Source organism: Sphingopyxis sp. FD7, assembly GCF_003609835.1.
In the GTDB taxonomy this organism is placed as follows: Bacteria; Pseudomonadota; Alphaproteobacteria; order Sphingomonadales; family Sphingomonadaceae; genus Sphingopyxis.
Window position 1 is genome coordinate 714,007 of the sequence record NZ_AP017898.1, and the last position, 12,944, is coordinate 726,950.

The window sequence follows — 12,944 nt, forward strand, 5'->3', positions numbered from 1 at the left end:
CAACGCCCGCTCCTGGGCGCCCTGGACCCCGGCTTTTGCCGGGGTACAACAATATGGCGAACGTCCCCTCCCCACCCCAAAGCGGCCGAACCATACCAGTCGTGCCCGACGCGCCGCTTCGTGAGAATATGAAAGCCAGCCCTGCGGTCGCCGCATAACATCGGCCCGACATACGGCCTTTCACGCGACCCATACCCCCGAAGGGCCGGTGCGTTTTCCTCGTTGGCATTGCCATGCGCGGGGGGCACGAAGGGCTTCATCCGCAAGGGTGGAGCCCTTTTCGTCAGGTGGCCGCCTGACGCGCGCGTGCGCGTCGGAACCCATCGCGCGCCATGCAGCGCCCAAGCCATGCTTTGGTCGCCCCGCCCAGCACATCGTCGGCGCCCAGCGTCGTCGCAAGAAAGGCGGCATAGCCGATCGCAATGTCGGCGATGGTGAAGCGCCCCGCGACGAGCCATTCGCGCCCGTCGGCGAGCGCCGCCTCGATGCTTTTGGCGCGCCCGCCGAAAAACGCCTTATAGTCCTCGACGGCCTGGGCCAGTCGCCGCTCCTCGGGTTCGACGCGCGTGTAGCGGATCATGATCGCGAGCGGGAAGGTCAGCGTCGCGTCGCTGCGGTGCAGCCAGTTGCGATAATCCCAGTAATCGGCTTCGTCGCGGCGCACCTCGAGCGGCGTCCCCTCGGCGATGCGTTCGCAGATCGCCGCCGATTCGGTCATCAGCCGACCATCTTCCACCCAGCCGGGCACGGTCATCAACGGGTTCACCGCGCGATAATCGGGCTCGAACGCGCGTGGCGGAAACCGCAGCAGCTTGAGGTCGACGTCGATCGCCGCCTCTTCGACCGCCCACAGGCAGCGCAGCGAGCGGGCATCGGGGCAGTGATACAATGTGGGTGGCGTCATGCGGCAACCTCCTTCGGACGCTCGATATGGCGGCGATGCTCGCGCCAGGCGATGAACAGCCCCGATGCGACGATCAGCGGCGCACCGATCCAGGTCGTGTCGGCGGGTAGCGTGCCGAAGAACCACCAGCCCGCGGCGATCGACCAGAGCAGGCTGGAATAGTCCATCGGGATCACAACCGACACGGGAGCAAGGCGCAGCGCGCCGGTCAGCGCCATCTGCACGACTGCGCCGAGGAAGCCGAGTCCGATCAGCAGCAGCCATTCGCGCGCGTCGTGCGGCGTAATGACAAAGGGCAGCGCGAGGCCGAGCGGGATCATCGACAGCAGGCTGAACCAGAAAACGATCGTCGCGGCATTTTCGGTGCGGCCGAGGTCGCGCACGGCGATGGTTATGAGCGCGGTCATGATCGCGCCGCCGACCGCGACGAGGGTGCCGAGGCCATGGTCACCGCCGAAGCCGCCTGCGAAACTCGCGAGGGGGTCGAGCACGAGCAGTACGCCGACAAAGCCGACGATCACCGCCCCCCATCTTTGCCATCCGGTCGCCTCGCCGAGCAGCAGCGCAGCGAAGATGACGGCAAAGATCGGCACCGACAGGCTGATCGTCGTCGCCTCGGCCATCGGCAGCAGGATCATTCCGCCGAAATTGCACGCCATGCCCGTCAGCCCCATGATCATGCGCCGCATGTGCGCGCCGATCCGCCGCGTCCTGAGCGACGCGAGCCCGTTCGTCGCCATCACCCAGGCGAGCAGGAAGGGCAGAACAAGCGCCTGCCGCCAGAACAGGCTTTCGACGATATGCACGCCCGCGGCATCGACATATTTGACGAGCACGAACATCAGCGAAAGGCTGACCATCGCGAGCAGCCGCAGCGCGATTCCCCCAAGATAATGTTGCGGCTGGTCAGCGGGCTGGGCAAGGGAAGGGGCGGCGGTCATGGGGCCCAAGCGCATATCAGCCCCGCCCGCGCGCGCAAGCCGTCATGCCCGCGTCATCCCCCTTGCCCCGCTTCGCCAATCGGGCTAGGGGCGCACTCCGGCCTAGGGGTATAGCTCAGTTGGTAGAGCATCGGTCTCCAAAACCGAGGGTCGCGGGTTCGAGTCCTGCTGCCCCTGCCAGGTCAATCGGCAAAGCTTCGGGCAAAGGTCGGCCGCCGCGCATCGGCACGGCCGCGCGCGCCGGTGATCGCTCAATCGAATAAGGCCCATATTCGTGCGCGGTAGCGCTCCGGTCCCGTGCCGGGCTTCTTTCGGCATCCTTCGCGTTTTGCAGATTGGGTGCTTCCTTCACGCCGCGAGACCGCCTAACCAGACGCTCGGCAACGACAGCGAGCGGCATGACAATCTCTCCAGCCACCCCCACATCGCCGGGTCGCGTCGACCTGCTCGCGCTCGGTGCCCTGTTCATCGGGCTGGTGTCGGTGACCGGCGGCGCGGCGCTCGCCAAGAGCCTTTTCCCGCTCGTCGGTCCCGCGGGCGCGACCGCGCTGCGGCTGATCTTCGGTGCGCTCCTCCTGTCGATCGTGCTGCGGCCGTGGCGGCTCGATCTTCGCGGTGGCTGGCGGTCGGTCCTCGTCTATGGCGCCGTTCTCGGACTGATGAACCTCAGCTTCTATCATGCGCTGGCCTATATCCCGCTGGGCATCGCGATCGCGATCGAGTTCATCGGGCCTTTGGGGGTGGCGGTGTTCACCTCGCGCCGACGCCGGGATCTCCTGTGGATTGCGATCGCGGTGGCGGGGCTGCTGCTTCTGCTGCCATTGCGCGCAGGCGTCGCCGCGCTCGACTGGCGCGGCGTCGCGCTCGCGCTGGTCGCGGGCGTCTGCTGGGCGGCCTATATCCTGCTCGGCAAGCGCGCGGGCGTGGAGCATGGCCCCGCCGCCGCCGCGGCCGGCACGGTCGTCGCGGCGGTGCTGGCTGCGCCAGTCGGGATCGTCGCGGCGGGGACGGCGCTGCTCCAGCCGGAGATTCTGGCGCTTGGCCTCGCGGTCGGGCTGGTATCGAGCGCCATTCCCTATGGCTTTGAAATGGTCGCGCTGCGCCGTTTGCAACCCAGCAGCTTCGGCACGCTGCTCAGCGCCGAGCCCGCGGTCGGGGCGTTGATCGGTGTGCTGATGCTGGGTGAGATCCTGTCGGCCGCACAATGGCTGGCGATCGGGCTGATCATGGTGTCGTCGATCGGCGCGGCGACGGGGGCGAAGGACGATGCCGTTGCTGAACCCGCGCCCTGACGGCAAGGCGGCGGCTTGACGGGCCTTGCCTGAGCTTCGTTCATTCTATATAATTAGAATACTAAGTAATAGGATCGACCTGTCGAAAGCGACAGGCTCGGCCCGTCGGGGATTGCAAATGCCGGGATTATCCGAATGGTTTGACCGCATGGGTTGCGGGATGCAGGCATGAGCGACTTTGCGGAGCGGCTGGCGGCAGCAATGTGGCGATTTGCGGGGAAGGGTGAAGTTTCCGCGCTTTCGCGCCTGTCGGGCGGCGCCAATATGGAAAGCTGGGCCTTTGAGTGGGTCGCTGGCGGCCGCACCGCGCCCTATGTCCTGCGGCGCGCGCCGTCGGCGGCCTATATGGCCGACCGTCCCTTTGGCCATGCGGACGAGGCGGCGCTGGTCATCGCCGCGCGCGCGGGCGGGGTGAAAGCTCCCGAGGTGGTCGGCGTGCTGGGCGACGCCGACGGTCTGGGTTCCGGCTATGTCATGCGCCGCGTGCTGGCGGAGGTGGCGCCCGCGACGATCCTTGCCGACCCGCCGCCGTCGTTGCTCGCCGATCTGGGGCGCGAACTGGCGCATATCCACGCCATTCCGCTCGACACGATCCCAGCGGCGATCCCGCACATGGACACTGGCGAGGCGCTCGCGGCGCTCCGGGCGCGCTTCCTGGACCATGGCGGCGACCGGCCGGTGATCGCGCTGGCGATCAAATGGTGCGAGGAGCATCTGCCCGCGCCCGCCGATCCGGTGCTTGTCCACGGCGATTATCGCATGGGCAATATCATGGTCGATGCGGACGGACTTGCCGCGGTGCTCGACTGGGAGCTGGCGCATCGCGGCGATGCGCACGAGGATCTGGCGTTCGGCTGCATGAGCGTGTGGCGGTTCGGCCAGCTCGACCGGCCCGCCTTCGGACTTGGCAGCCTCGACGATTTTTTCGCGGCCTATGAAGCCGCGGGCGGCCGCCCCGTCGACCGCGAGCGCTTCCGTTTCTGGCTGGTCTATCGCACGCTCTGGTGGGCGCTGGGCTGCCTTCAGATGGGTGAGGCGTGGCGCAGCGGCGCCGACCGGACGGTCGAGCGCGTCGTCGTCGGGCGACGCACCGCCGAACAGGAACTCGACCTCGTGCGACTGCTGGAGATGGAGGCGCCCGAAGCCGAGCGCGCCCGCCCGCTTCCGCCATCGCCGCCCGCCGCGCCCGCCCCGACGGGCGAGCCGACGAACCGCGAGATGGTGCAGGCGGTGCGCGACTGGATCGAAGGCGCGATCAAGCCGCACGCCGCGGGCCATGCCAAGTTCGAGGCGGTGGTGGCAATGAACGCGCTCGGCATCGTGCTGCGCGACCTCGACGCCGGAACGCGCGCCGAGGACAAGGCGCTGGCGGATGAGCTGCTGTCGGGCGCCGCGACGCTCGCGCGGCCCGTCTTGCTTGCAAATCTGCGCCGCGCGGTGCTCGACAAATGCGCGGTCGACAGCCCGAAATATGCCGCGCTCGCGGCGGCGCGCGCCGAATGGGGCGCTGATAAAGAATAAGGGAGAGAGACGATGGATTTTGCGGTTCCGGCCGATTTGCAGGCCTATCTGGACGAACTCGACGCGTTCATCGATGCCGAGATCAGGCCGCTCGAGCAAGCCGACGACAATATCCGCTTTTTCGACCATCGCCGCGAACATGCGCGCACCGACTGGGACAATCAGGGCCTGCCGCGGCCCGAATGGGAGGCGCTGCTGAAAGAGGCGACGCGCCGCGCCGATGCCGCGGGGCATTGGCGCTTTTCGGCGCCGAAGAAATATGGCGGCAGGGACGGATCGAATCTCTGGATGGCGGTGATCCGCGAACATTTCGCCGCCAAGGGGCTGGGGCTGCACAACGACTTGCAGAACGAGCACAGCATCGTCGGCAATTTCCCCTTTGTCGAAATGTTCGAGCAGTTTGCGACGAGCGAGGAGCAGAAGGCCGAGTTCATCCTCGGCGGCTTCGAGGGCAAGCGCCGCACTGCCTTTGGCCTGACCGAACCCGACCATGGCAGCGACGCGACGCATATGGAAACGCGCGCGGTGCGCGAAGCCCGTGACGGCGTCGACGGCTGGCGCATCAACGGGGCGAAGATGTGGACGACGGGGATGCACGTCGCGACGCATTGCGCGACCTTTTGCCGGACGAGCGGCGCGGACGGCGATGCACGGGGGATCACCTGCCTGCTCGTTCCCAATCCGTCGCCGGGGCTCAGAATCGAGGAATATCTCTGGACCTTCAACATGCCGACCGACCATCCGCGCGTCAGCTTCACCGATGTGTGGGTGCCCGACAGCGCGCGGCTGGGGCCGGAAGGCGGCGGCCTGTCGATCGCGCAGAGCTTCGTTCACCAGAACCGCATCCGTCAGGCGGCGAGCTCGCTGGGCGCCGCGGTCTATTGTATCGAGGAGAGCGTTCGATACGCGCGGACACGCAAGCCTTTCGGCGAAGCGCTCGCCCGAAATCAGGCGATCCAGTTCCCGCTCGTCGAGCTGGCGACGCAGGCCGAAATGCTGCGCCTGCTGATCCGCAAGACCGCCTGGGACATGGACAACACCCCGCACAAGGAGATCGAGCGCACGCTGTCGGACAAGGTCAGCATGTGCAATTACTGGGCGAACCGCCTCGTCTGCGAAGCCGCCGACCGCGCGATGCAGGTCCATGGCGGCATCGGATATTCGCGGCACAAGCCCTTCGAGCATATCTATCGCCACCACCGCCGCTATCGCATCACCGAAGGGGCCGAGGAGATTCAGATGCGCAAGGTCGCGGCCTATCTCTTCGGCTATCTCGGCCCGCGGCGCGAGACGCTCGGGCGGATCTGACGCGCGCCATGGCCTTGCCCCGCACGCTGTACGACAAGATATGGGATGCGCATGCCGTCGCCGAGGATGATGGCGAGACGTTGCTCTATATCGACCTCCACCTGCTGCACGAGGTCACTTCGCCGCAGGCCTTTGCGGGATTGGATGCGGCCGGGCGCGCGGTGCGGCGCCCCGAACGCGCGCTCGCGCTGTCCGATCATAATGTGCCGACCGTGGGCCAGGCGCTCGGCCCGGCGGGCGTCGCCGACGCCGAAGCGCGCGCGCAACTGGAGGCGCTGGTCGCCAATACGCGGCGCTTCGGCATCGAAAATGTCCCGATGGGCGATCCGCGCGGCGGCATCGTTCATGTCGTCGGCCCGGAACAGGGACGATCGCAGCCGGGGATGACGATCGTTTGCGGCGACAGCCACACCTCGACCCACGGCGCCTTCGGCGCGCTCGCTTTCGGTATCGGGACGTCGGAGGTCGAGCATGTGCTCGCGACGCAGACGATCCGTCAGCGCCGCGCGCGCAACATGCGCGTGACCGTCGAGGGCGCGCTGGCGCCGCACGTTCAGGCCAAGGATCTGGCGCTTCACCTGCTCGGAACGATCGGCGTCGATGGAGCGGGCGGGCATGTCATCGAATATGCGGGCGCGGCGGTGCGCGCGCTGTCGATGGAGGGGCGCATGACGCTGTGCAATCTCAGCATCGAAATGGGCGCGCGCGCCGGCCTGATCGCGCCCGACGCCACGACGTTCGCCTATCTGAAGGGCCGCCCGGCGGCACCCGATGGCGCGGCATGGGACGCGGCGGTCGCGCGCTGGCAGGCGCTCGCGAGCGACAAGGACGCCATGTTCGATCGCGAAATGCGGATCGACGCGCGCGACGTCCGGCCAATGGTGAGCTGGGGCACCAATCCGTCGCAGGTCGTGCCGATCGACGGGCGCGTCCCCGACCCGGCGGCGCTCGGCAGCGCCGACGCCCGCGCGGCGGCGGCGCGCGCGCTGACCTATATGGACCTAGAACCGGGAAGCCCCATCGCCGGACAGCGGCTCGACCGGGTGTTTATCGGCAGCTGCACGAACAGCCGGATCGAGGATCTGCGCGCTGCTGCGGCGGTGGTGCGCGGCCGCCGCGTCGCGCCGCACGTTCACGCGATGGTCGTCCCCGGATCGGGGCTGGTCAAGCGGCAGGCGGAGGCCGAGGGCATCGCCGCCACATTGCGCGACGCGGGGTTCGACTGGCGCGAACCCGGCTGTTCGATGTGCGTCGGCATGAATGCCGACCGGCTTGCGCCCGGCGAACGTTGCGCCGCGACGTCGAACCGCAATTTTGAAAATAGGCAGGGGCGCGGCGGGCGGACGCACCTGATGAGCCCGGCGCTGGCCGCGGCCAGCGCCATCGCGGGCGCCATCGCCTCGCCCGATATGCTGGCGGGGCCATGACCGGTTTCTCTTATATCGTCATTCCGGCGAAGGCCGGAATCTCGTCCTTGCTTTTTTACGCACCGGCGAGATTCCGGCCTTCGCCGGAATGACGATTCACATGGGATCGATGGCGCGCCGATGCTCCGCCTCGAAGCGCGCGATGGCGTCGGCGTGGCGCATCGTGCGCTCGATGTCGTCGAGGCCTTCCATCAATATGCGCCGGTCGCCCGCGTCGACGGCAAAGCCGATCGACTGGCCGGAAGCGAGGCGGATCTGCCGGGCTTCGAGATCGACCTCGACCGGCGCATAATCGGTGGCTTCAACCTCGTGGCGCAACGCGGCGCATATTGGGTCGGGCAGGCGGATCAGCAGCAGCCCGCTCTTGCGCGCATTGCCCGCGAAAATATCGCCGAAACTCGGCGCGATGACGCAGCGGATGCCGAAGTCGACCAGCGCCCACACCGCATGTTCGCGCGACGAGCCGCATCCGAAATTGCGGTCTGCGATCAATATCTGCGCATCGCGGCAGGGCGGGCGATTGAGGATGAAGTCTGCGCGCTCCTGGCCGTTCGCGTCATAGCGCAGCTCGCGGAACAGATGCCGACCCAGCCCCGTCCGCGTCAGCGCCTTCATGTAAAGCGCGGGAATGATCATGTCGGTGTCGATATTGGCGATCGGCAATGGCGCCGCCACCGCCTTCACCCGAACAAATGTCTGCACCTCGCCTCCACTATATCTTAGATTACTAAGTAAGTGGATCGGCGGCGCTTGTCCAACCTTATCGCGCGCCAGGCGGCGACGAAGGGAGTTGCCGCGCGAATCGCCGCGCCCTAAGAATTGGAAATCGAGCGGAAGGGCGCCCGGCGTCCGGGTCCGCGGCAGGGGAGCAGGAAGTTGGCGAAGAGCAAACAGGCGTACCGGCATCCGGCCGAATATTATACCGATCCCGAAAACAGCATCGGCTATCTCGCGCGCGTCGTCTTTCGTTCCTTTTCGCGGCTGCTGGAGCGGCGCACGCTGACGCACGATGTTTCGGCCGGTCAGTGGCGTTTCCTGCGCCAGTTGTGGCGCGAGGACGGGATTACCCAGCGCGAGCTGAGCGAGCGGGTGGGAATGCGCGAACCGACCACGGTGGTTGCGCTCAAGGGGCTGGAAAAGGCGGGACTGATTACCCGCAAGAAGACCGCCGAGGACCGGCGCAAGACCTTCATCTATCTGACCCCGCACGCCAGGAAGCTCGAACTCATCCTCGCGCCGATGAATGCCGAAATCCACGAGATCGCGACCAAGGGCATGACCGATGCGGAGGTCGAAATGCTCCAGGCGCTGATGCGCCGCGTGATCGACAATCTGGCCGAGGAAACGCGCAAGCTGGCGGTGCTGTCCGAAATCAAGGCCTGAGCATCCGCCCCTTGCCCTCGCGACGGGAAACAGGTTAGTAATCTAACCATCTTGTCGCGGGAGGGGGAGGAATGATGGTCAGTATCGCCGTTGTCGCCGGAAGCACGCGCGAAGGCTCCTATAATCGCGCGCTCGCCGAACTGGCCGCCGCCAGCCTCGAGGCGCAGGGTGCGGGGGTGACGCGCGTGGACCTTGGCGCCTTCGACCTGCCGCTCTATTCGGCGGCGACCGAGGCAACCGCCTTTCCCCCCGACGCCGCGCGATTGAAGGCGCTGTTCGTCCAGCAGGACGGCCTGTTGTTCGTGTCGCCCGAATATAATGGCTCGCTGCCGCCGCTGCTCAAAAATGCGATCGACTGGGCGTCGCGGCCGACGGGCGACGAGGGGCTGGTCGCGCTGACCGCCTATCGCGGCAAGGCGGCGGCGATCATGGCGGCGTCGATCAGCCCCTTTGGCGGGCTGCGCGGGTTGATGCACCTGCGCCAGATCCTGTCGACGGTGCAGATGATCGTGATCCCCGAACAGGTGGTGGTGCCGAACGCACACGCCGCCTTCGCCGAGGACGGCAGCCTGAAAGACGCGCTTCCCGCGTCGCTCGTTGAGCAAACCGCGGCGCGGCTGATTGCGGTCGCCAAAGCGCTGTCGGCTTAGAGCGTAATCTTCATCAAATCGTCAGGCGGCGATTGCTCACCCGATCAGCGCTTGGAGGCGCGCTCGATATTGTCGCCCCAGTCGGCTTCGAGCGCGTCGAACAGCGCGCCGAACCGGTCCTGACCGATTCGCGCCGCGATCTGCGCGGTCAGCGAATCCATCGCGCGCTGCGCATCCTTACGCATCCGGGCGCCGGTTTCGGTGAGCGAAACGATCATGTGCCGTCGGTCTTCGGGGTCGACGTCGAGCCGGACGATGCCGAGCTTCACCATCTGGTTGATCGTGCTGTGGATCGCCTGCCGCGACACGCCGAGGTTGCGGGCGATGTCCGACGGGCGAACGATGCCGCTGACGATATTGGTCATCACCATGGACTGCGGCCGGCTGACGTCGGGCCAGCCGAGGTCGTGGAGCCGCGCCTGCAACCCCTCGTCGAGCCAGCAGAAACGCTGAAACAGTGCGATGATCAACTGGTTGGTGCGCATAGGATGGAAAGGACGATCCCGCCGCCGACGGCGTGTCGGCGCGCACACGCTAGTGGAGCGGACGGCACGAGGCAAGACAGGCCAGGCATTGCCAATATAAAATACTTAGTATACTATCTATCTAGCGAATGACGGAGAGGAACCGCATGGATGGCTTGATGCAGAATGTGCCGCTCACGGTCGACCGGATCATCGACCATGCGGCGGCGTGGCATGGCGCGCGCGAAATCGTCTCGCGCGATGCCGAGGGTCGCGTCAGCCGATCGACCTACGCCGATATCCATGCCGATGCGAAGTGCGTGTCGAACGCATTGGCTGCGGAGGGTGTCAAGCCGGGCGACCGTGTCGCGACGATGGCGTGGAACGGCGCGCGGCACCTCGCCGCCTGGTATGGCGCGGCGGGGATGGGGGCGGTGCTGCATACGCTCAATCCGCGGCTGTTCCTCGAACAGATTGCCTATATCGCGAACCATGCGGGCGACCGGCTGCTGCTCGCCGACCCGGCGACCGCTGACCTCGTCGAGCAAATGCTGCCGCAGGTGCCGTCGATCGAGAAAGTGATCTTCTTCTGCGACGCCGCATCATTGCCGCAGACGAGCTTTGCCGCGACCGCTTTCGACGACTGGATCGCGGGGCAGCCGGCCGAATATGCCTGGGGCGGGTTCGACGAAAATGCCGCGTGCGGCCTCTGCTACACCAGCGGGACGACGGGCAATCCCAAGGGCGTGCTCTATTCGCACCGCTCCAACTATATTCACGCGCTGATGACCTTGCAGCGCGACGCGCTCGCGCTGTCGGCGCGCGACACCGTGCTGCTCGTCGTGCCGATGTATCACGCGAATGCGTGGGGGGTGGTCTATTCGGCGCCCGCGGTGGGCGCCAAACTTGTCCTGCCCGGCCAGCGGATGGATGGCGAATCCATCTATCATCTGATCGAGGAAGAGGGCGTCACTTACTCGGCGGCGGTGCCGACCGTGTGGCAGATGTTGCTGCAATATATGCAGGAAAAGGGCAAAGGCTTCACGACATTGGAGCGCGTGACGATCGGCGGATCGGCGTGCCCCGAATCGATCATCCGCACCTTCCGCGACGATTATGGCGTCGACGTCATCCAGGGCTGGGGCATGACCGAAACCTCGCCGCTCGGCACCGTGTCGGTGCCCAATGCGTCGGTCGCGGCCAAATCGGACGCCGAGCAGATGGCGTACAAGCTGAAGCAAGGGCGGCTGCTTTGCGGGCTGGAGATGAAGCTGGTCGATGACGCGGGCAATCGTGTGCCGCACGACGGCAGGACGCCGGGGCGGCTGATGGTGAAAGGACCGACGATCGCCGCCGCCTATTATGGCGGCGAGGGCGACGACGTGCTCGACGCCGAGGGATTTTTCGACACCGGCGACGTCAGCACGATCGACGGCGAAGGCTATATGCAGATCACCGACCGCGCGAAGGATGTCGTGAAATCGGGCGGCGAGTGGATCAGTTCGATCGAGATCGAGAATATCGCGATGGGGCATGACGCGGTCGTCAACGCCGCGGTCGTCGGCGTCGCGCATCCCAAATGGGACGAGCGGCCGATCCTGCTGTGCCAGCTCAAACCCGGCGCGAGCGCCTCGGCGGACGATCTTCGCGCCTATCTGGACGGCCGGATCGCCAAATGGTGGATGCCCGACGATGTGCTGTTCGTCGACGACATCCCGCTGGGGCCGACGGGCAAGATCGACAAGAAGGCGATCCGCTCGGGGCTGGAGGGCTATACGCTGCCTTTCGAGGTCAGTCGCTGAGATGTCCCCGGCTTTCGTCATCCCGGACTTGATCCGGGATCCATTCAACCGGCGCCGAGAAAATGGATCCCGGATCAAGTCCGGGATGACGATGGTAATATACAATAAGGAGAGACGATGATGGTGGACCCGAACGGGATCGAGGGACTGGACGCAGAGTTCATCGGGCGGGTGTCGCCGACCGCGCCGCGTATCCAGGCGGGCGGGCATCCGTGCCAGGGCATCTACTGGACCGAGGCGGGCAAGCGGCCGAAGGTCGCGATCATCGCGACGCACTACAATGTCGATTTCTCCGAACATTATATCGCGCCCTGGTTCGCGCGGCAGGGCTTCGGTTTCCTCGGCTGGAACACGCGCTATCGCGGTTTCGAGGACCAGTTCCTGCTCGAACATGCGGTGCTCGACATCGGCGTCGGCATGAAATGGCTGAAGGAGGAAGCGGGGGTCGAGGCGATCGTCATCCTCGGCAATTCGGGCGGCGGATCGCTGATGGGCGCCTATCAGGCCGAAGCGATCGCGCCGACGCTGACCGACCGGCTGCCAGCCGCGGGGCAGGACGCGCTGGCTGAGCTTATCAAGGGCGACCTCTATATCAGCTTCAACGCGCATCAGGGGCGCCCCGAAGTGCTGACCGACTGGATGGACGCGTCGGTGATCGACGAGAATGATCCGACGCTGACCGATCCCGAACTCGACCCGTTCAATCCCGACAATGGCCCGCCCTATTCGGACGCCTTCATTACGAAATATCGCGCCGCGCAGCGCGCGCGCAACCAGCGGATCACCGACTGGGCGAAGGCCGAACTGGCGCGGCTCAATGCCGCCGGCATTCCCGATCGCATCTTTCCGATGTTCCGCTGCTGGGGCGATCTTCGCTGCGTCGATCCCGCGATCGACCCGTCGGACCGCAAGCCCAACTGGTGCTATCGCGGCGACCCGGCGCTCGCGAACCGCACGCCCAGCATCGGGCGCGCCAATACGCTGAAGACCTGGCTCAACATGTGGAGCCTCGAAACCTCGCCCTGCCAGGGCCAGCCGCACCTTGCGAAGCACGACACCCCTGCGCTGGTGGTGCAGGGCACCGCCGACACCGGCGTCTTCCCGAGCGATGCGCGCAAAATCTTCGATTTCCTCGGCAGCAGCGACAAACGGCTCGAACTGATCCCCGGCGCGCATTATTTCGAGGATTCGGTCGAGGAGCGGCGGGGCGCCGCCGACTTGGTCGGTGCTTGGATCCGGGAGAAGCTGTGAC

General features: G+C 66.3%; 12 protein-coding genes and 1 tRNA gene. 9 read left to right on the plus strand and 4 right to left on the minus strand.

Annotated elements, in window-relative coordinates; translation table 11 throughout:
* Positions 1 to 283: 283 nt before the first annotated feature.
* Both SPYCA_RS03340 and SPYCA_RS03345 read right to left on the minus strand, forming a co-directional pair.
* The gene (locus SPYCA_RS03340) at positions 284 to 904 is read right to left on the minus strand and encodes a glutathione S-transferase family protein (protein ID WP_120218936.1); all 621 of its coding nucleotides are present in this window, start codon (positions 902 to 904) and stop codon (positions 284 to 286) included.
* A complete protein-coding gene (locus SPYCA_RS03345) occupies positions 901 to 1,845 on the minus strand; it encodes a DMT family transporter (RefSeq protein WP_120222125.1) in 945 nt (314 codons plus the stop codon). Before SPYCA_RS03345 ends, SPYCA_RS03340 begins: the two co-directional genes overlap by 4 nt.
* 104 nt (positions 1,846 to 1,949) lie before the next feature.
* On the opposite strand from SPYCA_RS03345, the gene SPYCA_RS03350 reads away from it, so the two are divergent.
* The 5 genes from SPYCA_RS03350 (at position 1,950) to leuC (ending at position 7,393) form a co-directional block, all read left to right on the plus strand.
* A tRNA-Trp gene (locus SPYCA_RS03350) sits at positions 1,950 to 2,025 on the plus strand.
* A gap of 218 nt (positions 2,026 to 2,243) precedes the next feature.
* The gene (locus SPYCA_RS03355; protein ID WP_120218937.1) at positions 2,244 to 3,137 is read left to right on the plus strand and encodes an EamA family transporter; all 894 of its coding nucleotides are present in this window, start codon (positions 2,244 to 2,246) and stop codon (positions 3,135 to 3,137) included.
* A gap of 168 nt (positions 3,138 to 3,305) precedes the next feature.
* Positions 3,306 to 4,658: a phosphotransferase family protein gene (locus SPYCA_RS03360; RefSeq protein ID WP_120218938.1), complete on the plus strand. Its 1,353-nt coding sequence runs from the start codon at positions 3,306 to 3,308 to the stop codon at positions 4,656 to 4,658.
* Between the two features lie 12 nt (positions 4,659 to 4,670).
* The gene (locus SPYCA_RS03365; RefSeq protein ID WP_120218939.1) at positions 4,671 to 5,966 is read left to right on the plus strand and encodes an acyl-CoA dehydrogenase family protein; all 1,296 of its coding nucleotides are present in this window, start codon (positions 4,671 to 4,673) and stop codon (positions 5,964 to 5,966) included.
* 8 nt (positions 5,967 to 5,974) lie between these two features.
* Complete coding sequence (leuC, locus tag SPYCA_RS03370) at positions 5,975 to 7,393, plus strand: 3-isopropylmalate dehydratase large subunit (protein ID WP_120218940.1); 1,419 nt, start codon at positions 5,975 to 5,977, stop codon at positions 7,391 to 7,393.
* A 96-nt stretch (positions 7,394 to 7,489) separates the two neighbouring features.
* Here leuC and leuD read toward each other — a convergent pair whose 3' ends face one another.
* Positions 7,490 to 8,095 carry a 3-isopropylmalate dehydratase small subunit gene (leuD, locus tag SPYCA_RS03375; protein WP_232003489.1) on the minus strand — a complete coding sequence of 202 codons (606 nt, stop codon included), beginning with the start codon at positions 8,093 to 8,095 and terminating at the stop codon, positions 7,490 to 7,492.
* Between the two features lie 174 nt (positions 8,096 to 8,269).
* Here leuD and SPYCA_RS03380 point away from each other — a divergent pair, with 174 nt between their 5' ends.
* Both SPYCA_RS03380 and SPYCA_RS03385 read left to right on the plus strand, forming a co-directional pair.
* Complete coding sequence (locus SPYCA_RS03380; protein ID WP_120218941.1) at positions 8,270 to 8,776, plus strand: MarR family winged helix-turn-helix transcriptional regulator; 507 nt, start codon at positions 8,270 to 8,272, stop codon at positions 8,774 to 8,776.
* Positions 8,777 to 8,847: 71 nt separating this feature from the next.
* Positions 8,848 to 9,426, plus strand: coding sequence for an NADPH-dependent FMN reductase (locus tag SPYCA_RS03385; RefSeq protein ID WP_120218942.1), 579 nt, complete (start codon positions 8,848 to 8,850; stop codon positions 9,424 to 9,426).
* 44 nt (positions 9,427 to 9,470) lie between these two features.
* Here SPYCA_RS03385 and SPYCA_RS03390 read toward each other — a convergent pair whose 3' ends face one another.
* Positions 9,471 to 9,896, minus strand: coding sequence for a MarR family winged helix-turn-helix transcriptional regulator (locus SPYCA_RS03390; protein WP_232003491.1), 426 nt, complete (start codon positions 9,894 to 9,896; stop codon positions 9,471 to 9,473).
* Between the two features lie 143 nt (positions 9,897 to 10,039).
* Between SPYCA_RS03390 and SPYCA_RS03395 the strand changes: the two genes are divergently transcribed.
* Positions 10,040 to 11,692 (plus strand): long-chain-fatty-acid--CoA ligase, encoded by a 1,653-nt coding sequence (locus SPYCA_RS03395; RefSeq protein ID WP_232003493.1) that lies wholly within the window; start codon positions 10,040 to 10,042, stop codon positions 11,690 to 11,692.
* A 117-nt stretch (positions 11,693 to 11,809) separates the two neighbouring features.
* A complete protein-coding gene (locus SPYCA_RS03400; RefSeq protein ID WP_232003495.1) occupies positions 11,810 to 12,943 on the plus strand; it encodes an alpha/beta hydrolase in 1,134 nt (377 codons plus the stop codon).
* The last annotated feature ends 1 nt before the right edge of the window (position 12,944 follow it).

What these genes read in the sequence shown, in the direction of transcription:
- SPYCA_RS03340 (WP_120218936.1), bottom strand. Translation starts at nt 904, where the DNA reads ATGACGCCACCCACATTGTATCACTGCCCCGATGCCCGCTCGCTGCGC.
- SPYCA_RS03345 (WP_120222125.1), bottom strand. Translation starts at nt 1,845, where the DNA reads ATGACCGCCGCCCCTTCCCTTGCCCAGCCCGCTGACCAGCCGCAACAT.
- SPYCA_RS03355 (WP_120218937.1), top strand. Translation starts at nt 2,244, where the DNA reads ATGACAATCTCTCCAGCCACCCCCACATCGCCGGGTCGCGTCGACCTG.
- SPYCA_RS03360 (WP_120218938.1), top strand. Translation starts at nt 3,306, where the DNA reads ATGAGCGACTTTGCGGAGCGGCTGGCGGCAGCAATGTGGCGATTTGCG.
- SPYCA_RS03365 (WP_120218939.1), top strand. Translation starts at nt 4,671, where the DNA reads ATGGATTTTGCGGTTCCGGCCGATTTGCAGGCCTATCTGGACGAACTC.
- leuC (WP_120218940.1), top strand. Translation starts at nt 5,975, where the DNA reads ATGGCCTTGCCCCGCACGCTGTACGACAAGATATGGGATGCGCATGCC.
- SPYCA_RS03385 (WP_120218942.1), top strand. Translation starts at nt 8,848, where the DNA reads ATGATGGTCAGTATCGCCGTTGTCGCCGGAAGCACGCGCGAAGGCTCC.
- SPYCA_RS03395 (WP_232003493.1), top strand. Translation starts at nt 10,040, where the DNA reads ATGACGGAGAGGAACCGCATGGATGGCTTGATGCAGAATGTGCCGCTC.
- SPYCA_RS03400 (WP_232003495.1), top strand. Translation starts at nt 11,810, where the DNA reads ATGATGGTGGACCCGAACGGGATCGAGGGACTGGACGCAGAGTTCATC.